Source organism: Microbacterium sp. PI-1 (assembly GCF_004337555.1).
GTDB classification, from domain to species: Bacteria; Actinomycetota; Actinomycetes; order Actinomycetales; family Microbacteriaceae; genus Microbacterium; species Microbacterium aurugineum.
On sequence record NZ_SJYZ01000019.1, the window covers coordinates 23,596 to 49,767 of the forward strand.

Genomic DNA, 26,172 nt, shown 5'->3' on the forward strand with positions numbered 1-26,172 from the left:
GCGGAGGAGCGGCGCGCGGTCAGTCGCGACCCTCCTCGTCCCCCGTCGTCTCCTCCGGCTTCTGGCGCGCGCGGAGTCGAGTCTCCCGCCGGTTCTCGCCGACGGTCAGGGAGGCGTCTCCGGAGGCGGTGTGGGCGGGATTGCCGGGCCCCCGAGGCTGGATACGACCGGGCTCGAGCGTCCGGGTGACGTCTTCGGCCGAGACGACGGGGATCTGCCCGGTGGCGGTTTCGTACCACTCCGTCAGGGCAGGATCATCCGTGTCGATCCCCGCGCCCGCACCTTCGTCGGCGGCGACCTCGGTCGCGCCGAACACGAAGTCGTCGCCGTGCTCCGCGATCCCGCGACGCACTCCCTGTGCGATCGCCGCACGCGCGTATCGATGACGCAGCATGTAGGGGTCCGTTCGCAGTTCCTTCGCCCACGCGATCATGATGCCGATCACGATGACCGCGAACGGCAGCGCCGACACCACCATGATCGATTGCAGTCCGGACAGGGCGGTCTGACCACCCGCGAGGAGGAGCGCGAGTGCTGCCGCGCCGAGCAGAAGCCCCCACGTGATCGTCACCCAGGTCGACGGCTCCGGTTTGCCGCGCTGGCTCATCGAGCCCATCACGATCGCAGCGGAATCCGCCGAGGTCACGAAGAACAGGATGATCGAGATCATCGCGAGCACGGAGAGCACCACGCCGAACGGCAGCTCGCCGAGAACCGCGAAGAGGATCGCTTCCGGCGACCCCGCCTCCGCGATGCCACGCCCCTCGGACTCGAACAGCATCGTGGTCCCGCCCATGATCCCGAACCAGACGACGCACACGATCGACGGCACGACGATCACGACGGTGACGAACTCCCGAAGCGTCCGACCGCGGGAGATCTTCGCGATGAACATTCCCACGAAGGGCGTCCAGGAGATCCACCAGGCCCAGTAGTAGTTCGTCCAACTCGACATGAACGCGGCGGCGTCCTCGCTCTGGGCGGGGTTGCGTGTGAGCATGATCCACAGCTCCCCGAAGAAGGCGGAGACGCTGGCGGGGATCATGTTCAACAGGAACAGGGTGGGACCGGCGATGAAGATGAACAGTCCGATCACGGCAGCGATCACCATGTTGATGTTGGACAGCGCCCGGATACCGCGCTTGATGCCGGAGACGGCGGAGACGACGAACGCGGCCGTGAGGACCGTGATGATGACGATGAGGCCCGTGTTACCGAGCGGCCCGATACCCGTGACGACTTCCACACCACTGGCAATCTGAAGGGCGCCCATGCCGAGCGTGACGCCGGTACCGAAGAGCGTCACGATGATCGCGAAGACGTCGATCACGGCGCCGATCCAGCCATCGGTGCGCTCGCCGAAGATCGGCCGGAAGATCGCCGAGATCAGTGGAGCGCGGCCTCTTCGATACGCCGCGTAGGCGATCGCCCCACCGACGAGCGCGTAGAACGCCCACGCCATCGGACCCCAATGGAGGATCGACTGCGCGAGAGCGTCGAGCATCGCGTCACGGCTTCCCTCGGCAGCCGTGAAGCCCGGCGGAGGATCCATGAAGTAGGTCAGCGGCTCCGCCGGCCCCCAGAACAGGAGGCCGATCCCCATGCCTGCGGAGAACAGCATCGCGATCCACGACACGGTCGAGAACTCCGGTGACTCGTCGTCGGCGCCCAGCCGGACGCCGCCGGTGCGGCCGTAGCCGACCACGAACATGAAGGCGATCGTCACCACGGCCAGCAGGGAGAACAGCCACCCGAAGTTGTCCGTCACCCATCCGAGCGATGCGGCACCCGCCGCGCTGATGCTCTCCGGGGCGAGGAAGCCCCAGATCACGACCGCCAGCACGAGCACACCGGCGACGCCGAACACGATCCAGTTCGTGTTGAACACACGGGGCGTGTCTTCCACACCGATCCCGGGGATCAGCGCGGGGTGGGTCACTTCTTTCAGGATCTTCTTCGGCGAAGGTTTCCCTGGTATCGAGGTCTTGCTCTCGGCGTCTCGTTCTCGGTCGATCATCGTGATCTCCTTACACGGCCGGTTCTTCGGGTCGAACTGGTCTTTCCCGCGAGGGCTGAGGTACTGGACCTCACGATAGGCGAGGTTTCCGCGCGGAACCGCGCAGGAACACACGACTCCGCGCCAACCCGGCGTCTCCCGAGGCGCGACGCAGGACCGGCACGCCCCGGTGAGACGCTGCCGCTCGCACGGCGTGGATTCAGTCGACCAGCAGCGCGGGCTCCTCGAGCACCGAGGCGACGTCGGCGATGAAGCGGCTCATGCCGTCGCCGTCGATCACGCGGTGGTCGAACGATCCGGCGACCGTGGTCACCCACCGAGGACGCACCTCGCCGTCGACGACCCACGGCTTCTGACTGATGGTGCCCATCGCCACGATGCCGGCCTCACCGGGGTTGATGATCGGGGTGCCGGCATCCATCCCGAACACACCGATGTTCGTGATGGTGATGGTGCCGCCCTGCTGATCGGCCGGCGGAGTCTTGCCCTCGCGCGCGGTCAGCGTCAGACGGTTCAGCGCTCGCGCGAGGTCCTTCATCCCGAGGTCCTGCGCGTCCTTGATGTTCGGCACCAGCAGGCCGCGCGGGGTGGCGGCGGCGATCCCGAGGTTCACGTAGTGGCGCACGGCGATCTCCGCGCCGGCCTCCGTCTCGATCCACGCCGCGTTGACCATGGGCGTGCGGCGGGCGGCCCAGATCACGGCGCGGGCCATGATCAGCAGCGGCGAGACCCGGATGTCGGCGTAGTCCGGCGAAGCCTTGAGGCGCTTGACGAGTTCCATCGTGCGGCTGGCGTCGATCTCCTTCCACACCGTCACGTGCGGGGCCGAGTACGCACTCTGCACCATCGCCGAGGAGGTGGCCTTGCGCACACCCTTGACCGGGATCGACTCGGTGCGGTCGTCTCCCACGGCCGACGGCTGGGTCGGGGCCAGACCACGCGCGAGTCCTGCCGGTGCGGCCTGCGGAGCGGGCACGGTCTCCTCGCGCACGGTCCCCCACTCCGGGGTCTCGATGTTGCGGAAGACACTCGCCTGCGACGCGTGCTTCATGACGTCATCCCGGGTGACCTCGCCGTCGGAGCCGGTCGCGGCGACCGTGGTGAGGTCGACGCCGAGGTCGCGGGCGAGCTTTCGGATCGGCGGCTTCGCGATGACACCGACCGAGGAACGCACCGGGCGCTCGGCCGGACGCTTGCGACGTGAGGTCGCGCCGCCGCCCGTGCCGTAGCCGACCAGCACCGAGCCGCCGCCCTCTTCCGCGGCCGGAGCAGCGGGTGCAGCCGGAGCAGGTGCCGGGGCATCGGTCACGAAGGTGATGATGGGCGTGCCGACCTCGACCGTCGCGCCCTCCTCGACGAGGATCTCGCCCACCACCCCCGCGTGCGGAGACGGCAGCTCGACGAGGGACTTCGCCGTCTCGATCTCGCAGATCACGTCGTTGATCGCGACCGTATCGCCGGGGGCGACCTTCCAGGCCACGACCTCGGCTTCGGTCAGCCCTTCCCCGACGTCCGGGAGGTTGAAGTTCTGCGTGCTCATGACGAGTCCTTTCGGCTGGTGTCTCGTTCGCAACTCAGGAAGATCGTTGGCGTCTGGGCGAAACCAGCCCGAGAATCCGAGATCGGATGAGTTCTTCCTGAGTTGTGCACATGGACGGACGGTCAGTAGGCCAGGGAGCGATCGACGGCCTCGAGGATGCGGTCCGCATCCGGGAGGTAGGTGCCTTCGAGCTTCGCGGGCGGGAACGGGGTGTCGTAGCCGGAGACGCGCAGCACCGGGGCCTCGAGCGCATAGAACGCCCGCTCCATCACGGTCGCCGCGATCTCGCCGCCGATGCTGCCGAAGCCCTGCGCCTCCTGGGCGTAGACCATGCGTCCGGTCTTGCGCACCGAGTCGAGGATGGGCTCGTAGTCGACCGGCGACAGTGAACGCACGTCGACGACCTCGCAGCTCGTCCCCTCGGCCTCGGCGAGCGCGGCGGCCTGCAGCAACGTCGTGACCATCGCGCCGTGTCCGACGAGCGTCACATCGCTGCCGGTGCGGACGACACGTGAGGAGTGCAGCGGCACAGCGGAGGCGTCGAGCTCGACCTCGCCCTTCTGCCAGTACCGGCTCTTCGGCTCCATGAAGATCACCGGGTCGTTCGACGCGATCGCCTCCTGGATCATCCAGTACGCATCGTTGGGCGTCGACGGCGAGACCACGCGCAGGCCGGGAGTGTGCGCGAAGTACGCCTCCGGGCTCTCCTGGTGGTGCTCGACCGCGCCGATGTGCCCGCCGTAGGGGATGCGGATCACGATCGGCATGCTGATCGCGCCCTCGTGCCGGTTCGTGAGCTTGGCGAGCTGCGTCGTGATCTGGTCGAACGCGGGGAACACGAATCCGTCGAACTGGATCTCGATGACGGGACGGTACCCGACCATCGCCATGCCGATCGCGGTCCCGACGATCCCCGACTCGGCCAGCGGGGTGTCGAGCACCCGGCGGTCGCCGAAGTCGCGCTGCAGGTGCTCCGTCACACGGAAGACGCCGCCGAGCTTGCCGATGTCCTCGCCCATCAGCACGACCTTCGGGTCGTCCTCCATGGCCTTGCGCATCCCCGCGTTCAGCGCCTTGCTGAGCGGCATCGTCTCGAGGGTCACTGGGCTCCTCCTTCGAACGACGCCTCATACTGCGCGCGCCAGGCCTTCTGCTGGTCGATCAGCGGATGCGGCTCGCTGTACACGTGGTCGAACATCTTGTCCGGGCTGGGCGGCCCCAGCTCGACCGTGCGGGCGCGCAGATCTTCCGCGGCATCCGCCGCCTCGGCCTCCACGTCGGAGAACAGCTGCGCCGATGCTCCCCGGCCTTCGAGGAACGCGCGCATCCGGACGATCGGGTCGCGCCCGGCCCAGTACTGCTCCTCGTCGCTGCCGCGATACTTCGTCGGGTCATCGCTGGTGGTGTGTGCGCCGAGCCGGTAGGTGACCGCTTCGATCGCCTGCGGACCCTTGCCGCTGCGGGCCTCATCGAGAGCTGTGCGGGAGACCGCATAACTGGCGAGCACGTCGTTGCCGTCCACGCGGACGCTCGGGATGCCGTAGCCCGCGCTGCGCTGCACGAGCGGAACCCGCGACTGCGTCGAGACCGGCACCGAGATCGCCCAGTGGTTGTTCTGCAGGAAGAACACGGTCGGCGCCTGATAGCTCGCGGCGAAGACCATCGCCTCGTGCACGTCGCCCTGACTGGAAGCGCCGTCGCCGTAGTAGACGATGACCGCTTCGTCACGGTCGGCCTCACCGGTTCCGGTGCGGCCGTCGAACACGAGTCCCATCCCGTAGCCGGCCGCATGCAGCGCCTGCGAACCGAGCACCAGGGTGTACAGCCGGGTGTTGCCGTTCTTCGGGTCGGTCGGATCCCACCCGCCATGCGAGACGCCGCGCATCAGTTTGATGATGTCGACCGGATCGACGCCGCGGATGCGAGTGACCGCGTGCTCCCGGTAGGAGGGGAAGATCGTGTCCTGCGCTCGGGCGGCACGACCGGAGCCGACCTGCGCCGCCTCCTGTCCCCGGCTCGGCGGCCAGAGCGCCAGCTGCCCCTGTCGCTGCAGGTTCGTCGCCTGGGTGTCGATCGCACGGATGACGACCATGTCCCGGTAGAACTGCTCGAGCTCGGCATCGCTGATCGCCTCGATCAGGGGAAGGTATCGCTCAGCGGCGGCGGACGGAGCGAACCGTCCGGTCTCGTCCAGAACGCTCACAAGGGGTGTCTCGGAGGTGGTCACGCTCTCACGCTACCCGCGCCCGCATGCCCGGTCACGCATACCTAGGACGCCCTTGCAACTGCCCGGAAACCGGAGAAACACGGGCGAAGACGCCCGGGCGCCACGCTCAGCGGACCGAAGACGCGACCTCGAGCACGCGGGCGATGGAGGCTTCCTCGCCGACGGAGATGCGAATGCCGTCTCCGGAGAACGGACGGACGATGAGGTCGTTGGCGACGAACGCCGCGGCCACGTCGTCGGTGCGCTCTCCCGTGGGCAGCCACACGAAGTTCGACTGCGAGTCGGGGACGTCCCAGCCCTGCGCGCGGAGCCCCTCGGCCAGGCGGTCACGGCGTTCGACGATCGCGGCGACGCGCTCGAGGAGCTCCGCCTCGGCGTCGAGGCTCGCGATCGCGGCGTTCTCCGCGGCGGAGGTGACCGAGAGCGGGATGCCCGTGGTGCGTGCGGCGTCGAGCACCTTCTCGTGCCCGATCGCGTAGCCGACGCGGAGACCGGCGAGGCCGTACGCCTTCGAGAAGGTCCGCAGCACCACGACGTTCGGGTGCGCGTCGAACACCCGCTCGGCGAGACCGTCGACCGCGTCCGGGGCCGTGACGAATTCGGCGTACGCCTCGTCGAGGATGATCAGGACGTCGTTCGGGACGCGCTCGACGAAGGCGGCGAACTCGGCCGAGGTGACGATGGGCCCGGTCGGATTGTTGGGCGTGCACACGATGATCGCGCGGGTGCGTTCGGTCACTGCATCCGCCATGGCGCCGAGGTCGTGGCGGGAGTCCGCGGTGAGCGCCACCTGCACCCCGGTCGCGCCGGCCACGAGCGGCAGGCTCGGGTACGCCTCGAAGGAGCGCCAGGCGTAGATGACCTCGTCGCCCTCCGACGCGGTCGCGAGGATCAGCTGATGCAGGATCGACACGCTGCCGGACGCGACGTGCACCTGGTCGGGCTCGACCCCGTAGCGCGCACCGAGTCGTTCGCGCAGACGAGTCGCGGTGGCATCCGGGTAGCGGTTGACGGGCGTCGTCCGCTCCAGTGCCTCGAGCACGGAGGGCAGCGGATCGAAGGGGTTCTCGTTGCTGGACAGCTTGAACGCGTCTGGCCCCGCTTGCTTGCCCTGGCGGTACGGCGCGAGTGCGGCGATGGCAGGACGGATGCGGGGCAGGATCGGCTCGGTCACGAGGTCGAGTCTACGAGGACCGCGGCTGTGGCAGCAGTGTCGATACGCCCTGTTCCCGCCCGATGCACGGTGGTACCATTTTGGTATGGCGATGACGGTGCGACTTCCGGAAGAACTCGATGCGCAGCTCGGCGAGCTGGCATCACGACGACACACGTCGAAGCACGCCCTCCTGATCGAGGCGGCGGATCGCTTCCTCCGCGAGGAGGTGACCACCGAGCAAGCGGTGGGCATCGCCCGCGGCATCTCCGACCGGTACGCGGACCTTCTCAAGAAGCTCGAAGACGCGTGACCCGGTACCTCGAGCTTCCACACGCCGTCGCGGTCGCCGAGGAACTGGGCCTCCACATCCGAGACATCGGGCTCCTCTCCTCTGCCCTGGCCCGTCCCTCCAGTTCGATGTTCGGTGTCGAGGCGTACCCGGACCTCGAAGTCAAGGCTGCCGCCCTCCTGTCCTCGTTGAGCCAGAACCCCCCTCTGTTCGATGGGAACAAGCGCTTCTCCTGGATCATCACTCTCACGTTCCTCGAAATGAACAGCATCGTCATCGACATGAACACGGACGTAGCCTTCGACCTCATCCTCCGTGCAGCCCAGAGCCTGGCCGATCTCGACGAGATCGCCGCACTGCTCCGCTCGAACCGACGCTGAGCGTCCGCGCGATCAGCCCGGCAGCAGGCTGACAGCCGCGGACGTCCGTGGGACACTGGTCGGACTATGCGCTTCCTCATCCGCGTCGTCGTCAACGCCTTCGCCATCTGGGTCGTCACCCTGATCCCGGCTCTGCAGGTCGTGATCACACCCTTCCCGCCCGGTGAGACCCTGCAGCTGGTGCTCACCCTGCTCGCGGTGGCCGCGATCTTCGCGCTCGTGAACACGATCATCGGCACCGTCGTGAAGATCGTCGCGTTCCCCCTCTACATCCTCACGCTCGGCCTGATCGGCTTCGTCATCAACGGCTTCCTACTGTGGCTGACGGCATGGATCACGAGCGGCTTCGGATGGGGCCTCGCGGTCGGCGACTTCTGGTGGGGCGTGCTCGCCGCGCTCATCATCTCGGTGATCAACGGCATCTTCGGCTTCATCCTGCGCCCGCAGAACAAGAACTCCCGCCGCGACTGAGGCCCCGGCCTCGAGCCGGAGCGTCGTCCCGCTCAGCGGGGTGTCCTCTCGGCGCGGTACTCGGTGCGTTCGATCTCCACCGCGGTGGCGAGCTCGGCCCAGTAGGCGTCGAGGGCCTCGGCCCGCGGGTCATCCGACGCATCGACCATCTCGGCCGTCTCGATGTAGGTCTCGAGCGCGTGCGCCCGCAGCGCGACATCCTGGAGCCCGGCCCGAGGATCACCGACACGCGTCGCCGTGAAGCTGTCCGCCGACCCGGTGCCCGCCGCCGACCCACCCGCGGCGAGGTTCGAGACCAGGTCATCGGAGTGCCGAAGCTGGATGAGCGTCTGATCGTGACCCAGCGAAGGCTGCTGCGGACTCCCCGCAGTCACCTGCATGCCGACGTCGTAGGGGCTCTCCGTCGCCAGGTGCGCCGCGATCATGCCCCCTTGCGAGTAGGCGACCACGTCGACCCGGTCGCCGGGCTCCGCCCCCGCCTCGGTCAGCGCATCGAGGGTCGCCTGGTACGACGCCGATGTGTGTCCCTGATACAGCTCGACGTTCGACTTCATGTCCCACGGCTCCTCCTTCCCGCCCTCCCACGGCGCACCGTTCCTCGTTCCCGCGATGTACGTCACGAAGCGGGTCCCGCCGTCGGCCATCGTGTACTTCTCCACCGCGACCTGTGCGGTCGAGGACGGCATCCGCCGGAGCGCGCCGGTGAGGTTCTGCGGCGCGGCAGGGGTCGAGGCCTTGACCGGAGTCACCCGGATCGGATCCGGCCGCCCCTTCAGCGGCGCCTCTGCGACCACCGCGCCGAGCCCCGTGGCGACGCCGATGAACGCCCCGGCCAGGAACAGAGGAGAGAGCAGGCCGCCCGCGTCGAACTGGCGTCCCGTCCCCTGGAACCGCCGATCCTCCCAGCCCGCCACCAGCCAATCGGCCATCACCCCGACCCGCTCATCGCCGCTCACCAACTGCTCCAGACGCGCCTCTGCCGCTGCCGCTGCCGCCGCGTCGGTGAGGGCCAGCGCCTCGATCTCGGCCCGCAGCTCGACGACCTCGAAGGCATCGGCCATCAGCTCCGTGCCTATGCACGCGTCGAGGAGTTCGGCCCCCAGGGCGCCGAGTCGCTCCGCACTCGCTGCCAAGGCGTTCACATCGACCTGCGGACAGGCGGCCGGTGCCGAGAGGATCACCTCCTGCGCTCGCACGACCGCGGAACGGGCGTCTTCGTAGCGCTCGGCCACGCCGCGCATCCGGGATCCGACGTCGCGCAGCTGTCCGGTGTCGACGGCGATCGCCCCGCCGTGCCCGATCTCGAGCCCGCTCACCCCTGCGCTCCGAGCTCCCACTCGCGCACGGTCAGGTGTCCGAGTTCGACGCCCGTCTCCTCTCGGAGCCGTCCCAGCAGGTCGTGCAGCGCACGGAATCCTTCGGACTGCCAGTCCGCGTCGTCGACGAGTCCCACCAGCGCCGCACCCGCATCCTCCAGCATCGACACGGCCGCCCCGATCTCTCGGTGGGCGACGAGCCGAGCCCAGACCTCGGCGGAGGTGAACACACGTCCAGGGGAGAGCGAGTACATGGCTTCAGCCTGCGGGATCGACCGACGTCTCTGAGCGCCATACCCACGGCCGGTGGAGAGGTGGGGACTCCTCCAGGCTGTGCAGGATGGCCCGAGGCGGGCAGAATGTACCTGTGACGTCCCCCGTTCCCTTCCGCGTGATCTTCGTGTGCACAGGGAACATCTGCCGCTCCCCCATGGCCGAAGTCGTGTTCCGCGACCTCGCCGAGAAGCAGGGACTCGGGTCGCGCATCGTCTCTCGCAGCGCCGGAACCGGAGACTGGCACCTCGGCGAGCGCGCCGACGAACGCACGATCGAGTCGCTCTCCCGCCGCGGGTACGACGGCTCGCTCCACCGCGCACGGCAGTTCACGTTCGCCTCGTTCGCCGAGAACGACCTCGTCGTCGCACTCGACCGCACGCACGAACGCATCCTGCGGGAGTGGGCGCGCGACGAAGATGAGGAGGGCAAGGTCACCCTGCTGATGGCCTTCGACCCGAACGCCTCGACCCACGATGTCCCCGATCCCTACTACGCCGGGGCGGAGATGTTCGATTCGGTGCTCGGTATGATTGAGACGGCGACCCGGGGTCTGTTCCGCCAACTGGAGCCCGCGCTGCGCCAGCCCCGCACGCCCCGCCTCTGAGGGGCCCGATCAGGAGGATTCCCCTGACTTTCCAGCCTTCGCTCCCGCCGCAGCCCCTGAGCCCGCTCGACGGTCGCTACCGCGGCGCCGTCACCGGTCTCGCCGACTTCCTCTCCGAAGCCGGACTCAACCGCGCGCGGGTCGAGGTCGAGGTCGAGTGGCTGATCGCCCTGACCGACCGCTCGCTGTTCGAGACGACGCCGCTCTCGGACGCCGACAAGGATCGCCTGCGCGCGCTGTATCGCGACTTCGGCCAGGCCGAGATCGACTGGCTCGCCGAGAAGGAAGCCGTCACGCAGCACGACGTGAAGGCGATCGAGTACCTCGTGCGCGACCGTCTCTCGACGCTCGGCCTCGACGCCATCGCCGAACTCACGCACTTCGCCGCCACGAGCGAGGACATCAACTCCGCCTCGTACGCGCTCACCGTGAAGCGGGCGGTCGAGCAGGTCTGGCTCCCCGCCCTCGACACCGTCATCGCGAAGCTCCGCGAACTCGCCGTCGAGCACGCCGATGCGGCCATGCTCTCCCGCACGCACGGCCAGCCCGCGACCCCGTCGACCATGGGCAAGGAGCTCGCAGTGTTCGCATGGCGTCTGGAGCGCGTGCGCGGTCAGATCGCGGCATCCGAGTACCTCGCCAAGTTCTCGGGCGCGACCGGGACCTGGTCGGCGCATCTCGCGGCCGACCCGGATGCCGACTGGCCGACCATCGCCCGTGAGTACATCGAGGGCATGGGGCTGGGCTTCAACCTCCTGACGACCCAGATCGAGTCGCACGACTGGCAGGTCGAGCTCTACGACCGTGTGCGGCACGCGGGCGGCATCCTGCACAACCTCGCCACCGACATCTGGACCTACATCTCGCTCGGGTACTTCGCGCAGATCCCGGTCGCCGGGGCCACCGGCTCGTCGACGATGCCACACAAGATCAACCCGATCCGCTTCGAGAATGCCGAAGCGAACCTCGAGATCTCGGGCGCCCTGCTCGCCTCGCTCGGCCAGACGCTCGTCACCAGCCGCCTGCAGCGCGACCTGACCGACTCGACCACGCAGCGCAACATCGGTGTGGCCTTCGGACACTCGCTGCTCGCGCTCGACAACCTGCGTCGCGGCCTCAACGCGATCTCGCTCTCGCGCGACGTGCTGCTCGCCGACCTCGACGTGAACTGGGAGGTGCTCGCCGAAGCCATCCAGACCGTCATCCGCGCCGAGGTGGTGGCCGGTCGGTCCACGATCACGGATCCTTACGCGCTCCTCAAGGAGCTCACGCGGGGTCACCGGGTGGGCGCGGCCGAGCTCGCGACGTTCGTCGAGGGCCTCGAGATCGGGGATGCCGCCAAGCAGCGACTCCTCGCGCTGACCCCCGCGACCTACACCGGCATCGCGGAGCGCCTGGCCCGCTAGCTAGACGCTCCGCCGCGCCGTCAGCGCCTCCGGATCGCCTCGTTGAGCACTCGTCCCTCTGCAGCAGCCGGGGGGTCCATGCCCAGAAGGGCGGAGACGGTGGGCGCGATGTCGACGTGCCGCGGAGCCTGCGCGACGTGATGCGGCCGCACACCGGATCCGGCGAGCACGAGCACCGTCTGCATGGTACGCGACACCCCATGCACACCGGACACACCGTCCGACGGAGTCCCCCCGAGACTCCATCCCTCCTCGGGCTCGATCACCAGCTCTCCGTACTTGGCCGACATGCGCATCGCTTGCTGATCAGCCTCGTCGTAGACGGCAGCGACGTGCGGCATCGCGGCGACGGCGGTCTCGATGGCGGCCGCAGCGACCGGGTCTCCTGCCGCCTCGCCCACGAGGTGCAATGATCCGACGCCGCCCACGACGATCACCGCGTCGGTGTCGGGCCGAGGAGACTGGCCGGCGGTCAGCAGTTCCGCCTGGTAGCCGGCGCCGGTGATCGTCGAGAGCAGCTCGTCGCGCATACCCTGCGTGAAGGTCTCCATGCCGTGGTCCCCGGTCACCACGAATGCCGTGCGTCCGAAGATCCCGGCATCCTTGGTCGCCTGCACGAGGCGACCGATCTGCTCGTCGACCTCGGCGATCGCGGCAGGCATGTCGGAGGCATCCTTCCCGTCGGCGTGACCGAGGGCGTCGAGACGGTCGCAGTACACCGCGAGCAGCTCTGGGATGCCCGCCATCTGCACCGACGTCCCCGCGCTCATCACGGGCCGCCCTTCCAACACGGCGACAGCGTCGTCTGTGCGGCGCGCACAGTCACCGCCAGGCTGTGTGTACAGGCCTTGGGGATCACCGAACGCAGTACCGTGATTCTGAACGATGAACCACTGCGACGACAGCACCGCACCGCCCTGATCCCTGATCGATTCCGCAATCGTCGGCACCGCGAGGTCACGCTGCTGCCCCACAGCCTTGCCCGTAGCGGGGTCGAAGAAGTAGGCAGCGTTGTCGTGCGTCTCCGGCCACGCTCCCGTGGCGATCGACGACCAGGATGGATTCGTGATCGAGGTCATCACACCGGTCGACTCGCTGATGGCGCCGCGTTTCGCCAGCGCGCGCAGGTTCGGCATCGCGTTGCCGGCGAGGTAGTGGGGGTCAAAACCGTCCAACGCGATAAGCACCACGTGATCGGCCAACACGGACGGACTCCCCGAACCGCCGCCTGACCCTCCCGGCGTTGCGGCCGCGGGAGCCGCCACGGCACTCGTGGCCATCGCCACGGCGGCGACCAGGCTCAGCACCCCTGTCGCCTTCGTCGTTCTCCTCGTCGTGGATCCGCTCATTCTGCCTCTCCTCACGTCATTCCGGCTCGAGCCCATCGTCGAGCCTTTGCAATCGACGGTGTCGGCAGCCCACGCGGGGATTCAAGGTGCGAGGCATCCAGTGCAAGGGATCACCCATCCGGTCGCGCCGCTTGAGCGATTCCGGCACGCACGGCCACCTCCGGGGATGAACGGTTTCTTGCGCACCGAAGCCCCCTGCTGTCGATCCCTCGCATTCCTCCGCGCGTGCACGGCACCCGTGGCGGGGTCTCGATTGGGTGCTGCAGGGACGCCCACGACGAGGAGGAGCGGACAGTGGAGCACACACCATCGAACAGACCCCCGGCGGAGACCCCGCTGACCCGGCGAGGATTCCTCGGCCTGTCAGCGGCGGGGATCGCCATCGGAGCGACGGCGGCATGGGGGCCATGGCCCGGCGCCGGGGTGGCCGCCGCGGCGACGGACGATCACGGAGGGCGCACGCTGCGGTTCGCCGTCCTGACCGACACTCACGCCAACGAGGACGAGGCCACCCGGATGGCCAACCTCCGCCGGATCTTCGCGGCTGTCGAGGCGGAGGATCCCCAGTTCGTCCTGCACTGTGGCGACATCACCGACTACGGCAGCGACGAATCGTTCAGCGCCTATCGCGACCTGATCCCGTCCGCGCTCTGGGAGCGCGTACGGCACGTACCGGGAAACCACGAGATCCGGTGGGACACCAGCGCCCGCCGACGATTCCAGCACTGGTTCGGGCCGACGAGCTACGGCTTCGACGCCGGAGGCGTGCACTTCATGGCGCTCGACCCTACACAGTTGCTGCAGGAGCCCGGCCTCTTCGCCGACGACCTCGCGGCCCTGGAGGAGGAACTTCGCGGGGTGGGCGACCGACCGTCGCTCCTCTTCCTGCACTATCCGGTCGGCGGAGCCAACTACTACGTCAACGACACGGATGCGCTGCTGCGCACCATTGCCCCCTTCCCTGTGCGGGGCATCTTCGCAGGACATCGCCACCTCAACGAAGTGGACCGCTTCAACGGCCTGACCCAGGTGACCACCAACGCCGCGCGCCCGGGGCCGTTCTACCTGCGGGTCACCGAGCGCCACGGTCGGCAGGGGCGGATGCTCGTCGTTGAGCACGTGGCCCTGGGCGCGACCGACGCCGAGGTGCCGACGGTGGAAGCGCTTGCCGAGATCCCGCTTGAGAAGCCCTCGGCGTCTGCTGAGACGATTCGCATCGCCGCGCGCCCGGGCCCGGACGAGGTCGCCCTCACCGCAGTCGCGGGCCGGTCCGCGGTCGCCGTCGACGCCCGGCTGCACCCGCAGTCCGTGTTCGGCGCGAGGGACGAGCGCGCGTGGATGCCCCTCGCCGCCCGGGGACGCTCCTGGCACGGTGCGGTCGACCGCGTCGGAGTCGCCCCCGGCATCCATCGCGTGCAGGTACGCGCGGTCGACGAGACCGGTGGGCGCCGCGAGGAATGGACGGAGGTCGAACTGCCTGGTTCCACACGCGCCCGCCTCGCCTGGGAGCTTGACATCGGCGGCCAGCTCCAGGGAGCCCTGATCGCGCGCGATTCGACGGTAGTCGCGTGCTCCACGTCGGGCCACGTCACCGCGGTGGACGCAGCCGGGCGGGGCAAGCCTCGTCGCATCTGGACCGCGGAGGCTGGTCCTGTGCATCGAGGCGCCGCCTTCACCCCCGACGGCGGGGCGGTCATCGTGCCCAGCACGGACGGGCGCCTGCTCGCGCTCGACACAGGCACGGGACGCACCGTCTGGACCAGTCACTTCGAGAAGCCCGTACTCACCACGCCTCTCGTGGCCACCACCGCGGAGCACGGCGGTCGCATCCTCGTGTCTGCGGAGGACACGCTACGGTGCCTCACCGTGGACGGCGCGACTCTCTGGGAGGCCCCGGTGCCGGTGCGTACTGCGGGGCGCGCCGCGTGCGACGGCGAGCGCGTCTACGTCGGCGCCGGTGATGGGCGGGGATACGCCTATGACCTGCACACCGGCACTGTGCTCTGGTCGGTTCTGACAACCGACCGTCCTGACCGGTACCGACAGCTCATCTACGGGCCTTGGGACGACTGGGTCGAGGTGCTTCCGACGGGCGCGGTGGTCTTCAGCACAGTCGCCGATGCCATCGCCGTCGATCCGCGTGATGGCAGGGAGATCTGGCGCACACCGGGGAGCTACATCTTCGCGCCGAGCCTGCCTCTTCCGGACGGCGGGTTGCTGCTGACCTCGGAGTGGGGGGTGGTCACTGCTGTAGACCAGGCGACCGGTGCGACGCGGTGGAGCACGCAGGCGGTCCCGCGCGTCGTCAACGCCGGGCCGGTCATCGACCCTCGCACCGGGTCAGCGTGGCTCGTCTCGGTCGGCGGCCTGCTCGCTGAGGTGCGCACCGCCGACGGAGCCGCGTCGGTAGATCGGCAGCTGTTCACGGCGAACACTTTCTCGACGCCTGTCCTGGCGGCGGATCGCCTCGTCGTCGCGGCTCAGGACGGTGTGCTGCGCGCCTTCACCCTCTGAGCCGGACGGCGGCGCCGGGCTTCTTCACCGCGAGGTCGCGGAGGAGCCCGGCGCGCTTGACGGAGCGCAGCGCCACCGCGACGTCGGCGTGCTGAAGCCCGGGAAGGCCGCCGATCGCCGAAGAGATGAACTCGTACAGGGCGGCGTCCGACGAGAGGGCGACCTCGCCGCACAGGTTTCGGTCGCCCGTGGTCGCCGAGATCATCAGCGTAGACGGATGCTCCGCCAGCATCTCGCCTGCACGTCCCAACTGTGTGGGATTCACGCTCAACGAGATGAAAGCGTTCACGGGAAGGCCGACCGATTCCGGGTCGACCACCGCGCGCATGCGGAGCGCACCGGATCCGAACATCGCCTCCGCGCGGCGGCGCACGGTGACCGGACTCGCGTCGCAGCGGTCGGCCAACTGCTGCCACCCGAGGCGCCCATCGCCTGCGAGCGCGTCGGCGATCCGCTCGTCCAACGCGTCCAACCGCACGAGGTCTCCTGGGAGCGGATCCCGCCAGGGGTCGAACCGCTGCGAGCGCAACTGCGCCGCGATCTCCTCGGACAGCAGCTCCGGCAGCCAGCTGTGCGGGGTGGCGAAGCGGCGAACGACTTGGTTGCTCCAGACAGCCAGGACGCCGTCGAGCGAGGGGAGCTGCTCGAGGGTGATGGCGAGCAGGTGGTCGTTCGAGGTGTAGTTGATCTCGGCGACGCAGTCGACGCTTCCCGTGACGAGCTTGACCGAGCCGCATTCAGGCCAAGCTGCGAGCCTCTGCGCCGACCGGTTGCCGTCGCCCGGCCGGCATCGCAGCCGCACGAACAAGGATCGGGAGCGTGCGGTCGCCTCGCCATCGAGCACGCCGATCACGCGCACGGCCCCTTCAGCGATCAGCCGCGACACCCGGCGCGATGCCGTTGCCTCGGAGGTGAACACGGCATCGCTGATCTGGGCATTCGTGGCACGCGGGTTGGCCAGCAGCGCACCGACGATGCGTCGGTCGAGATCATCCACGGATCGTACAATACCTTCACTATGAGCGTTCCAGAAGATGATTCTTTGCATCAACGCAAGGAATCTCACCATAATCGCTCGCGCCGCGGGAAGATCACAGGACTGCCGCGGCACTGCCGCCCGGTGGTTCTCCCCGGCGCATGGCGCCACAACCCGAGGAGTGTTGACTTGACCCGTTCGTCAGCGCCGCGCATCGCGGCTCCCCTCGCGGCTCTCGCCGCGCTAGTACTGATCGCCGGATGTTCCGCACCTGCCGACGACTCCGCCGCTGAGGCGCAGAGCATCGTGTTCTGGACTCCGCAGACCACTCCCGAGCGGCTCGCGGCTCAGGAGGAAGTCGCCGCGGCCTTCACAGAAAAGACCGGCATTGAGGTCGAGGTAGTACCCATGGCGGGTGCCGACCAGGATCAGGCCCTCGTCACCGGCGCCGCGAGCGGCGACGTACCGGACGTCATCCTGCACGCCTCCACCCAGACCGGCGCGTGGACCTCGCAGGGTCTGCTCGACACCGCGGCCGCGAGCACCCTCGTCGACACACTGGACGCCACGACGTTCAATGAGAATGCCCTCACGGCCGTCACCATCGACGGCGAGATCTCGGCGGTGCCCAGCGACGGCTGGTCGCACGTGATCGCCTACCGCGCCGACCTGCTCAAGGAGGCCGGAGTGGACGTCCCCGCGTCCGTCGAAGAACTCGCCGAGGCGGCGGCGACCGTCAAGGACGAGCTCGGCATCACGGGCCTGGCATTCGGCACGCAGGCCGGCACGGCGTCGGCGACCGAGGGCATCCAGTCGCTGTTCCAGAGCGCCGGTTGTGAGCTGGTGAAGGACGGAGAGGTCACCATCGACTCCGACGCGTGCACAGTGGCCGCGGAACAGTTCCTCGCACTGCGCGACTCGTCCACCGCGGGCGACTTCGACGTCATCAGCGCCCGCGCGGCCTACCTCAACGGCGACGCTGCCATGCTCCTCTTCTCCACGCACATCCTCGACGAGCTGGCGGGGCTCGACCCGGCCACCCCGGCGACCTGCCCGGAGTGCACCGGCACCCCGGACTTCCTCGCGCAGAACACCGAGTTCCTGACCGTTCTCGGCGACGAGCCGCGACAGTACGGAGCGATTCTGGGCTACGGCATCCCGACCGGAGCGAACGTCGAGGCCGCGCAGGAGTACATCGAGTTCGTGCTCGACGAGGGCTACGCCGACACCCTCGGCGTCGCAACCGAGGGCCGCATCCCGTTGCGCAATGGCACAGGCGACGACCCCGAGGCGTTCGCCGCCGCGTGGGGTGGGCTCGGCATCGGACCCGCGCACGATCGCACCTCGGCTGAGATCTACGGCGACGAGTTCGTCGACGGCATGAGCGAGGGCATCAACTCCGTCTACCTGTGGGGGATGGGCACCGACGATGCCACGCTCGCCGGTCTCGTGTTCAGCCAGGGCGTGCTTGCGAACCAGATCGAGGCACTCTACAACGGCGCTCCGGCCGCCGACGTCACAGCCGCGATGAAGGCGGCTGTCGAGGAGGTCAAGGCGGGCCTGTGAGCACGGCACCTCTCCGTCACCGTCGGGAGCGGCCCCGCCGCTCCCGACGGGACGACCGCAATGGACTCCTGCTCACGACCCCGACCTTCCTCGTCATCCTGCTCGCGTCGATCATCCCGCTGCTGCTGGTGATCGTCTTCGCCTTCAGCGAGATCCGACTCGTCGACATCCCGCGCCTGGGTACGGAACCGATCGAGTGGACTCTCGACAACTTCCGTCGCGCGCTCGCCAACCCCTCATTCTGGCAAGCGTTGGGCACCACTCTGCTCTACTCGACCCTCACCATGGTGGGCTCGGTCGGGGTCGGCCTGGCGCTCGCCCTCGCCCTCCGTCGGCCTTTCCGCGGCCGCGGCATCGTCCGGGCACTGCTGCTGGTTCCGTACGTCCTCCCCCTCATCGCCGCCGTCACCATCTGGCAGACGATGCTGAACCCGCAGTACGGGCTCGTGAACGCCTTCGGCCGGGAGGTGCTCGGCTGGGAGCAGGCCGTAGGTTTCCTCAACACCTCGACCGCACAGGTCTTCGGCGTCTCGGTGCCGGTGTCACTTCTGGTCGTCGTGGCCTTCGAGATCTGGACCTCCGCGCCGCTCGCATTCCTCTTCCTCACGGCGCGGTTGCAAGGGGTCTCGCCCAGCATCGAAGAGGCGGCCGCGCTCGACGGCGCGAAGCCGCGGCAGATTCTGTGGAGCATCGTGATGCCGCAACTCAAGGGCGTCATCCTACTGCTGTGTCTGCTGCGCTTCATCTGGACCTTCCAGAGCTTCAGCGAGGTGTACCTGCTGACTGAAGGCGCCGGCGGCACTCAGCTGATGGCCCTCAAGGTCTATACGGAGCTCGTCACGCGCGCCGACATCGGCAGCGCCTCCGCATACGGACTGCTGATGTCCGTCGTGCTCATCGCGCTCCTCACCGTGTACGTCATCGCCACGCGCAGAAAGGTCGATACCGAATGACCACCCGCCGTCGCTCGCCGTCGCGTCCGCGGCCCGCCGCAACCGTCGGTCGTGTACTCCTCATCGCCGTCGCGCTCCTCGTCGCGATCGGCCCGGTTCTCTACGGTTTCATCCTGTCGGTCCGGCCATACTCGTCGATCGTGCAGGAGCCGCTCAACCTGATCCCTTCCTTCGACGAGCTCGACTTCTCCGGCTACACCACCGCGATGCTCGATCCGGATCAGGGCGGATTCGGCCTGGGGCGATTCGTGATCAACTCCTTGCTCGTCGGGCTTGGGACGGTGGTGCTCTCCGTGCTCGTGTCAATCCTCGGCGCCTACGCAGCAGCCCGCTTGCGGTACCGGGGACGACGCGGGATGAACGCGATCATCCTCGCGGTGTACCTGTTCCCCGGCATCGTGTTGTCCGTACCGCTCTTCGTGCTGCTCGCCAGAGCCGGGCTGACCGGCTCGCTGGTGGGCCTATTCCTCGTCTACGTTGCCACCACCGTCCCGGTATCGATCTACATGTTGCGCAACTATTTCCAGGCGCTCCCCGAAAGCGTGGAGGAGGCCGCGATCGTCGACGGCGCCTCGCTTCCGCAGATGTTGCGGAGCGTCGTGCTGCCGATCGCCCTGCCCGGAGTGGTCGCAACCTCGATCTACGTCTTCATGATCGCCTGGAACGAGTACTTCTACGCGCTGCTCTTCCTCGTTCGCGACCGCTCACAATGGACGGCGCCGCTCGGAATCTCACAGCTGGCGGACTTCAACGTGCCGGTCACCGTGCTGCTGTCGGGTTCCATCGCCGTCACCATCCCCATTGTCATCCTCTTCTTCCTCGCGCAGCGCTACCTCGTCGAGGGACTGACGGCAGGAGCCGAGAAATGAGCACACCCGACGGACCCCAGCGGATCGTCATCATCGGCGCGGGCGGACGTGGCCGCGATGCGTACGGGCGGTGGGCCGTAGAGCACCCGGATCGAGCCAGGGTCGTGGCGGTCGCCGATCCGTCGCCCGAGCGAAGGCACGCACTGGCCGCGGATGCCGGCGGCGCCCGCACCTATGAGGACTGGCAAGGCGCGGTAGCCGATCTCGCCGCGCTCAAGGCCGACGCGGTGGTCATCGCCGTTCCCGACGCACTGCACGTGGACGTCGCGATCGCGGTCGCCGACGCCGGCCTGCCGTTCCTCCTAGAGAAGCCCGCGGCGCCGAACCTCGGTGAGCTGCGGCGGCTCGTGCAGCATGCGCGCCGCACGTCGTCAGCACTCGCGATCGGCCATGTCCTGCGGTTCACGCCGTTCTGGCGGTCGGTGAAGGCCATCCTCGACGCGGGGACGATCGGGCGGATGCTCACCCTCGAGCTCAGAGAGAACGTCGGTTACTGGCACTTCGCGCACTCCTACGTGCGCGGCAACTGGCGCAACAGCGCCACCTCGGGACCTATGGCGTTGACGAAGACCTCGCACGACCTCGACCTGATCCGCTGGCTGGTCGGCACGGCTCCGGAGAGCATGTACAGCATCGGCGAGCTGAGCTGGTTCCGGCGGGAGAACGCCCCCGAGGGGGCGCCGGAGTTCTGCGTCCAGGGCTGCCCGGTCTCACAAAGCTGCCCCTTCTTCGCTCCGCGATACTACGTCGATGCGCTCGCCGGCGTAACTGGACACCCGGTGCACCTCCTGGGTGCCGACACTTCTCCCGCTGGCCGCATGCGCGCTCTGCGCGACGGCGACTACGGCCGATGCGTGTACCGCGGCGACAACGACGTGGCAGACCACCAGCAGACGACCATGCGATTCCCGATGGGCGTGACGGCCACGCTCACTGCCTCGGCATTCACCGCCGAGAACACTCGACACGTCACGATCACCGGGTCCGCCGGCCAGATCTCCGGCCACATGGAGAACGGCGAGATCGTGGTGGACCTGTTCTCTCCGACGGCGCGGATCCCGGAAGGGTTGCCACTGGACGCGCATGAGGTGCACACCAAGTCGCCTATGGCTCACGAACGCCACATCTTGCGGGTGACGCTGCCAAACCCCGACCTTGGCGATCACGCCGGCCACGGTGGTGGCGACGCCGGGCTGATGGCGGAATTCATCGAGGCGGTGCGCCAGGGATCAGTAGGTAGGGGAGAATTGTCGTTCCAGACGGCTCTCGACAGCCACCTGATGGCGTTCGGCGCCGAGGCATCGCGCCGATCCGGCGAGCCCCTCGACTTCGCAGCGTGGACGGCTGAGATCGATCTGCACCTGGACGACAGGCTGCGCGCATGAGCGGTCATGTCGAGTCCGCTGTGCGTGCGCTGATCGACAGGGTCGGCGGCGATGCGGCGACGGTGAGGATCGAAATCCTGCAGGAGGCCTCCTCCGGCTCACGCATCGCGGGATTCGAGGCGAGCGAGGGCGTGCTCACCCTACGTGGATCCGATGCCTCAGCGGCAGCGAGCGCCTTCGCCCGCTATCTGCATTCACAGGGTCACCGCATCACCTGGGAGTCCCCGCGGCCGATCCGACCTCTCACGCCCTGGCCCGACGCGGACAGAACCGACGTGCGTACGCCGTTCGCGATCCGATACCACCTGAACGTCGTCACGCACGGGTACTCGACGCCGTACTGGGATTGGGCTCGGTGGGAGCAGGAGCTCGATTGGATGGCGTTGCATGGCGTGACTCACCCGCTCGTCCTCACAGGCTACGAAGCGGTTCTCGCTGAGACTCTGGGGCTCCTCGGCATCGACGAGGCCATCGCTCGAACCTGGATAGGCAGCGCTGCGCACCTTCCCTGGATGTCTATGGGAGGGGTTCACGACTTCGGCGGACCGCTCCCGTCACGGTGGGATGAGCGCCGACTCGCGCTCGCTCGTCGGATCATCGCGCGTGCACGCGAGCTCGGCATGACACCCGTGCTGCCGTTGCCCGGTGGGCATCTGCCCGCCGCAGTGACGGGCGACGAGGCCGCCGAGATCGAGTGGCAGGGCTGGCGAACACCGATGCTCGACCCCGCCTCGCCCGCGTTCGCGCACATGCTAAGGCTGTTCCTCGAGACCCAGCGCAGGTTGCTCGGTGACCCCGGGCCCGAGCCCGTGTTCGCCGTGGATCCCTACATCGAATCCCTCCCGCCGTCCACGGACTCGGCGCAGCTCGCAGCCGCGGGCGCGGGGGTGCACACGGCGATCACGGCTATTTACCCCGCGGCGACGTGGCTGCTGCAGGGCTGGCCGTTCCACTACCACCGCGCCTTCTGGACGTCAGATCGCGTCGGCGCCTACCTGTCGCGCATTCCGCACGAGCGACTTTTGCTGATCGACCTCTGGGGCGAGCACGCACCGATGTGGCGAGAGGGGATGCACGGGCGTCGTTGGCTGTGGACCGCCGTGCACAACTTCGGCGGACGCTTCGCGCTCTTCGGCGACTTGTGCGGGCTTGCCCGCGACGTCGCCGAACTGCGCGCGCGGCACCCGGAGCGCTTGGAGGGCATCGGCGTTGCGCCGGAGGCGATCGAGAACAATACCGTGTTCTACGAGCTCGCCGCCGACCTCGTCTGGGACGACGTGGACGTCGACGCGTGGCTCGACGACTTCGCGATGCAGCGGTATGGTGTGGACGACGACGCGGCACGCGAGGCCTGGCGTCTGCTCGGATCCACGCTGTACGGTCGCGGGCGAACCCGATCGATCCCGTCACCTGTGATCGCACGGCCATGGAGCGCCGCTGCGCCCTTCGCCTCGCAGCGGCTGGCTGGGGAAGCGCTCGTCGCGGAGCCTGCACGAATGTCGGCGAACATCGACGCGGAGAACGACCCTGCGGTGTTGGGAGACCTGCCGTCGATCGCGCGCGCAGCCAGCCTCCTGATCTCCCTCGGAACGAAGACGGACTCACGAGACGCTCAGGAACGAGACGTGGTCGAGCTCACCTCGCACGTGCTTGCGCAGCAGACGCGGCTTCGCATCCGGGGGATCCTTCGGGCTTTCACCGACCGTGACGTGAGCACGCTGCGCCGAGAGGGCGCCCGGCTGCACGACGACCTGCTCGCCCTGGACCGGCTGGCAGCCACCAGGCGGGAATCCCGGGTGTCGACGTGGATCGCACAGGCGCGCTCCTGGGGAGACACGCATGCCGAGCGAGAGGTGATGGAGCGAGATGCACGCAGCCTGGTGTCGGTGTGGGGCCACCAGTCGAGCGGATTGCACGACTACTCCGGGCGGCATTGGTCGGGTCTGATCCGCGACCTCTATGCGCGGCGGTGGGCCGCCTGGGTGTCATGGTTGGCCGACGCGGTGGAACACGGGACGCGGCCGAGCGAGGACGATCTGCGCCGCGTCATCGTGGAGATCGAGGAGCAGTGGCGGGAGGCCCACGGCTCCGACGACGGATCCGACGAAGATCCTCTCGCGCTCGCAGCCCAACTGCTCACCCGCGCGGGATACGCCTAACCCGAATGCTCCTCGACGTGATCGCGCGGCATGAATGCGGCGGCGAGCAGCGTGAGCATGGCCGTCGCGGCGACGGCGACGAACACCCACACCGAGGCGTGGACGATCGTCTCCGGGTCGTCGGCGCCCGCACCCTGCGCGATGACCGCGTTGGAGATCGCGCCGAACACCGCCACGCCCACCGCACTACCGGCGGAACGTGCAAAGGCGTTCATGCCCGTCACGGCACCGCGTTCCCCCCAGCCCACCGAGGACTGTGCGGCGATCAGGGTCGGGGCGGCCGACCAGCCGAGGCCGAAGCCGAGCACGAACGCGATCACCGACATCACGAACGGGTTCGGCCACGAGGAGACCGCGGCGAGCACGGTCGCCGCGAACGTGGCGATGCTCATGCCGATCAGGGTGGTCCGGCGGAAGCCGATGCGCAGGTACAGTCGTCCGACGTTCGCGGCCGCGATGGGCCAGCCGAGAGTCAAGGCGGCGACCGCCAGGCCGGACAGGAGGGGCGCGATGCCCAGTGACCCTTCCAGGTACGCGGGGGCGAAGCTGGTCACGCCGATCATGAGCGCCCCCACCCCGAGTGACACGAGCGTGGTCGTCAGGATCAACGGCCGCGCCGCGAGCCGGAGATCGACGATCGGCTCCGCCGCCCGCCGCTCGACCATCGCGAAGAACGCGAGGGCCACGACGCCCACCCCGAAGCAGAGCGCACTCGGCACGGAGATCCAGTCCCAGGCGTTCCCACCCTCGAGCATCCCCAGGATGAGTCCGGTGAGCCCGATCGTGAGCAGGACGGCCCCGGCGTAGTCGATCCGGTGCCGACGGGTCTGCTTCTCCTCCTTGTACTTGAGCTGCAGCATCCACGCGGCGATCAGACACAGGGGGATGTTCACCCAGAAGATCCATCGCCACGCATCGAGCTGCGCGAAGATGCCTCCGAGCGCAGGTCCGACCACGGAAGAGATCGCCCACACGCTCGCGATGTACCCCTGCACCTTCGCGCGCTCGGCGACCGTGTAGATGTCTCCCACGATCGTCATCGCCATCGGCGCGACCGCGCCCGCCCCCAAGCCCTGGATGAGGCGGAACAGGATGAGCGCGGGCATGCTCCACGCGAACCCGCAGAGCACGGAGCCGAGCAGGAACAGGGCGATCCCGAGGAGGATGATCGGCTTGCGGCCCACCGTGTCGGCGAACCGGGAGTAGATGGGGACGCTCACCGCCTGCGCCAGCAGATATACCGAGAACAGCCAGGGGAACTGCTGGTAGCTGCCGAGATCGCGGACGATGCTCGGGACCGCGGTCGCGAGGATCGTGGCGTCGATCGCGATGAGGCCGGTGGCGAGCATCAGCGCGCCGAGGATGGGGCCTCGCGCCGAGCGGAGTCCGATGGAGGCGCGGTCGACGGGGGCGGTCACTTCAGGAACAAGCGGTCGGACGGCGCGACTATTCCGGACGAGGGCGGAACAGCAGGGGATGCCGCACGCCCGACGGTCACGACGAAGCCGCGCGGCCGGGCTGCTCGCCGTCCGCCTCGCCCTCGGGCTCCGGGTCGTCGTAGAGCACCGGACGGTCGATCGTCTTGGTGACATCGGCGGGGTCGACCGCCAGGATCAGCATCGCGAGGATCAGGAGCGTGACGATGAACGCGCCACCGCCGACCACGAGGCCGAGCGCCACCGGGGTCAGCCCGTCATAGCTGCCGTTCGCGATCGCCGTGTTCACCCTGGCGGTGAAGGCTCCGGTCGAGACCAGGGTCACGACCATGGCGAAGACGCCGCAACCCAGCGCGATCAGCAGCAGGTGCAGCGGGCGCAGGATGTCCCGACGGGTGGGCTTCTCGTCGCTCATCGCGTTCCTCCGTGCTCCGCAGCGGCGGTGTCGTCGTTCGATTCGGAGACCGCGGTGACGGTGTCCACTCGCTTCGGGGTGAGGCCGGCGATGCCGAGGAAGACGGCGAGGATCGCCGCGTACCCACCGAACATCCCGACGCCGAGGATGATGCCGGACAACACGAACGTGCCGGCCTTCTCGATCGTGTACTCCTGGACGAAGCCGGCCGGGATCAGCAGCAGCACGATCCCGAGCAGCACCCCCAGCGCGCCGACCGTGATCGCATCACGGGACAGCGGATCGGCGTTTCGACGAGAGCGGATGCCGGCGAGGAACTCGATGCCGCCGCTCAGGATCGCCCAGGTCGAGACGACGATGAAGAACAGGTCATCGGAGCGCCAGGCCGGGATGCCGCTCACGGCGCCGGCGAGGGTGCCGAGGACGCCGAGCAGGATGTACGGCCAGCGGGACCCCGCGGGGAGCACCAGCCACGCGGCCAGCAGCTGGATGAGCGCGGTGACGAAGACGAAGCCGCTGAACACCGAGAGACCGACGGGAGCGGAGTGGTCCGACGAGAAGGTGATCATCAGGGCGGCGACGGCGGCGAACAGTGCGCGCAGCAATTGCACGTGGCGCATGGTGAATGCGCGAGCAGGGGCAGACATGACGATCCAGAGTCCTCCGGGGTGTTGCTCCCAGTCTACGCGGGGGCGCAGAGCCGCCGCGCCCGCGGCGTGCGGAGGAGGTTTCGTGAAGCCCGGCGGATCTCCCCAGATCGATTGCCGGGCTTCACGACGTACGCAGCAAGGGGGGCATCACTGCGTCAGGCCGGTCTTCGCACGGTCGGGCACCCTACCTGCGACGACGGCCAAGTGACCCCACATGC

At 68.5% G+C, this 26,172-nt stretch carries 23 protein-coding genes; 11 read left to right on the top strand and 12 right to left on the bottom strand.

Annotation, left to right across the window (positions count from 1 at the left end):
* Positions 1–19: 19 nt before the first annotated feature.
* The 5 genes from E0W80_RS14620 to E0W80_RS14640 form a co-directional block, all read right to left on the bottom strand.
* Positions 20–2,017, bottom strand: a complete 1,998-nt coding sequence (locus tag E0W80_RS14620; RefSeq protein ID WP_081997088.1) for a BCCT family transporter — start codon at positions 2,015–2,017, stop codon at positions 20–22.
* Between the two features lie 199 nt (positions 2,018–2,216).
* A complete protein-coding gene (locus E0W80_RS14625) occupies positions 2,217–3,557 on the bottom strand; it encodes a dihydrolipoamide acetyltransferase family protein (RefSeq protein WP_131493539.1) in 1,341 nt (446 codons plus the stop codon).
* 122 nt (positions 3,558–3,679) lie between these two features.
* Positions 3,680–4,645 (bottom strand): alpha-ketoacid dehydrogenase subunit beta, encoded by a 966-nt coding sequence (locus E0W80_RS14630; protein WP_047524248.1) that lies wholly within the window; start codon positions 4,643–4,645, stop codon positions 3,680–3,682.
* 11 nt (positions 4,646–4,656) lie between these two features.
* Positions 4,657–5,784, bottom strand: a complete 1,128-nt coding sequence (locus tag E0W80_RS14635) for a thiamine pyrophosphate-dependent dehydrogenase E1 component subunit alpha (protein ID WP_131493541.1) — start codon at positions 5,782–5,784, stop codon at positions 4,657–4,659.
* 106 nt (positions 5,785–5,890) lie between these two features.
* Positions 5,891–6,958, bottom strand: coding sequence for a histidinol-phosphate transaminase (locus E0W80_RS14640; protein WP_131493543.1), 1,068 nt, complete (start codon positions 6,956–6,958; stop codon positions 5,891–5,893).
* Between the two features lie 85 nt (positions 6,959–7,043).
* On the opposite strand from E0W80_RS14640, the gene E0W80_RS14645 reads away from it, so the two are divergent.
* The 3 genes from E0W80_RS14645 to E0W80_RS14655 all read left to right on the top strand — a co-directional run bounded on the left by E0W80_RS14645 (position 7,044) and on the right by E0W80_RS14655 (position 8,080).
* Positions 7,044–7,250 carry a ribbon-helix-helix protein, CopG family gene (locus tag E0W80_RS14645; protein WP_047524198.1) on the top strand — a complete coding sequence of 69 codons (207 nt, stop codon included), beginning with the start codon at positions 7,044–7,046 and terminating at the stop codon, positions 7,248–7,250.
* Complete coding sequence (locus E0W80_RS14650) at positions 7,247–7,609, top strand: Fic family protein (protein ID WP_131493545.1); 363 nt, start codon at positions 7,247–7,249, stop codon at positions 7,607–7,609. The genes E0W80_RS14645 and E0W80_RS14650 overlap by 4 nt, the downstream gene beginning before the upstream one ends.
* 66 nt (positions 7,610–7,675) lie before the next feature.
* Positions 7,676–8,080: a phage holin family protein gene (locus E0W80_RS14655; protein ID WP_047524196.1), complete on the top strand. Its 405-nt coding sequence runs from the start codon at positions 7,676–7,678 to the stop codon at positions 8,078–8,080.
* Positions 8,081–8,112: 32 nt separating this feature from the next.
* On the opposite strand, the gene E0W80_RS14660 is transcribed toward E0W80_RS14655, so the two are convergent.
* Positions 8,113–9,396, bottom strand: a complete 1,284-nt coding sequence (locus E0W80_RS14660; protein ID WP_131493547.1) for a hypothetical protein — start codon at positions 9,394–9,396, stop codon at positions 8,113–8,115.
* Complete coding sequence (locus tag E0W80_RS14665) at positions 9,393–9,650, bottom strand: hypothetical protein (protein ID WP_047524195.1); 258 nt, start codon at positions 9,648–9,650, stop codon at positions 9,393–9,395. The genes E0W80_RS14660 and E0W80_RS14665 overlap by 4 nt, the downstream gene beginning before the upstream one ends.
* Positions 9,651–9,763: 113 nt before the next feature.
* Between E0W80_RS14665 and E0W80_RS14670 the strand changes: the two genes are divergently transcribed.
* Positions 9,764–10,276 (top strand): low molecular weight protein-tyrosine-phosphatase, encoded by a 513-nt coding sequence (locus E0W80_RS14670; RefSeq protein ID WP_227991855.1) that lies wholly within the window; start codon positions 9,764–9,766, stop codon positions 10,274–10,276.
* A gap of 23 nt (positions 10,277–10,299) precedes the next feature.
* Positions 10,300–11,682, top strand: coding sequence for an adenylosuccinate lyase (purB, locus tag E0W80_RS14675; protein WP_052193805.1), 1,383 nt, complete (start codon positions 10,300–10,302; stop codon positions 11,680–11,682).
* A 20-nt stretch (positions 11,683–11,702) separates the two neighbouring features.
* Here the strand turns inward: purB and E0W80_RS14680 are convergent, their stop codons facing one another.
* The gene (locus E0W80_RS14680; protein ID WP_165875478.1) at positions 11,703–13,031 is read right to left on the bottom strand and encodes an alkaline phosphatase family protein; all 1,329 of its coding nucleotides are present in this window, start codon (positions 13,029–13,031) and stop codon (positions 11,703–11,705) included.
* A 294-nt stretch (positions 13,032–13,325) separates the two neighbouring features.
* Here E0W80_RS14680 and E0W80_RS14685 point away from each other — a divergent pair, with 294 nt between their 5' ends.
* Positions 13,326–15,545: a PQQ-binding-like beta-propeller repeat protein gene (locus E0W80_RS14685; RefSeq protein ID WP_131493551.1), complete on the top strand. Its 2,220-nt coding sequence runs from the start codon at positions 13,326–13,328 to the stop codon at positions 15,543–15,545.
* Here E0W80_RS14685 and E0W80_RS14690 read toward each other — a convergent pair.
* The gene (locus E0W80_RS14690) at positions 15,535–16,542 is read right to left on the bottom strand and encodes an Lrp/AsnC family transcriptional regulator (RefSeq protein ID WP_165875479.1); all 1,008 of its coding nucleotides are present in this window, start codon (positions 16,540–16,542) and stop codon (positions 15,535–15,537) included. The genes E0W80_RS14685 and E0W80_RS14690 overlap by 11 nt on opposite strands.
* 168 nt (positions 16,543–16,710) lie before the next feature.
* Between E0W80_RS14690 and E0W80_RS14695 the strand changes: the two genes are divergently transcribed.
* From E0W80_RS14695 to E0W80_RS14715, 5 genes are read left to right on the top strand one after another with little or no spacing between them, the layout of a single operon-like run.
* Entirely contained in the window at positions 16,711–18,087 is a 1,377-nt protein-coding gene (locus E0W80_RS14695; RefSeq protein ID WP_165875480.1) for an extracellular solute-binding protein, read from the top strand.
* Entirely contained in the window at positions 18,084–19,040 is a 957-nt protein-coding gene (locus tag E0W80_RS14700) for a sugar ABC transporter permease (RefSeq protein ID WP_131493556.1), read from the top strand. Before E0W80_RS14695 ends, E0W80_RS14700 begins: the two co-directional genes overlap by 4 nt.
* Complete coding sequence (locus E0W80_RS14705) at positions 19,037–19,909, top strand: carbohydrate ABC transporter permease (protein WP_131493558.1); 873 nt, start codon at positions 19,037–19,039, stop codon at positions 19,907–19,909. The genes E0W80_RS14700 and E0W80_RS14705 overlap by 4 nt, the downstream gene beginning before the upstream one ends.
* Positions 19,906–21,294, top strand: coding sequence for a Gfo/Idh/MocA family oxidoreductase (locus E0W80_RS14710; protein ID WP_131493560.1), 1,389 nt, complete (start codon positions 19,906–19,908; stop codon positions 21,292–21,294). Before E0W80_RS14705 ends, E0W80_RS14710 begins: the two co-directional genes overlap by 4 nt.
* Positions 21,291–23,453, top strand: coding sequence for an alpha-N-acetylglucosaminidase (locus tag E0W80_RS14715; RefSeq protein ID WP_131493561.1), 2,163 nt, complete (start codon positions 21,291–21,293; stop codon positions 23,451–23,453). Before E0W80_RS14710 ends, E0W80_RS14715 begins: the two co-directional genes overlap by 4 nt.
* Here the strand turns inward: E0W80_RS14715 and E0W80_RS14720 are convergent.
* The 3 genes from E0W80_RS14720 to E0W80_RS14730 form a co-directional block, all read right to left on the bottom strand.
* On the bottom strand, positions 23,450–24,871 hold the full coding sequence (locus E0W80_RS14720; protein ID WP_205802369.1) for an MFS transporter: 1,422 nt from the start codon (positions 24,869–24,871) through the stop codon (positions 23,450–23,452). The genes E0W80_RS14715 and E0W80_RS14720 overlap by 4 nt on opposite strands.
* Before the next feature lie 76 nt (positions 24,872–24,947).
* Positions 24,948–25,304, bottom strand: coding sequence for a hypothetical protein (locus E0W80_RS14725; protein WP_047524192.1), 357 nt, complete (start codon positions 25,302–25,304; stop codon positions 24,948–24,950).
* Entirely contained in the window at positions 25,301–25,951 is a 651-nt protein-coding gene (locus E0W80_RS14730) for an acyl-CoA synthetase (RefSeq protein ID WP_131493563.1), read from the bottom strand. The genes E0W80_RS14725 and E0W80_RS14730 overlap by 4 nt, the downstream gene beginning before the upstream one ends.
* Positions 25,952–26,172: the final 221 nt, after the last annotated feature.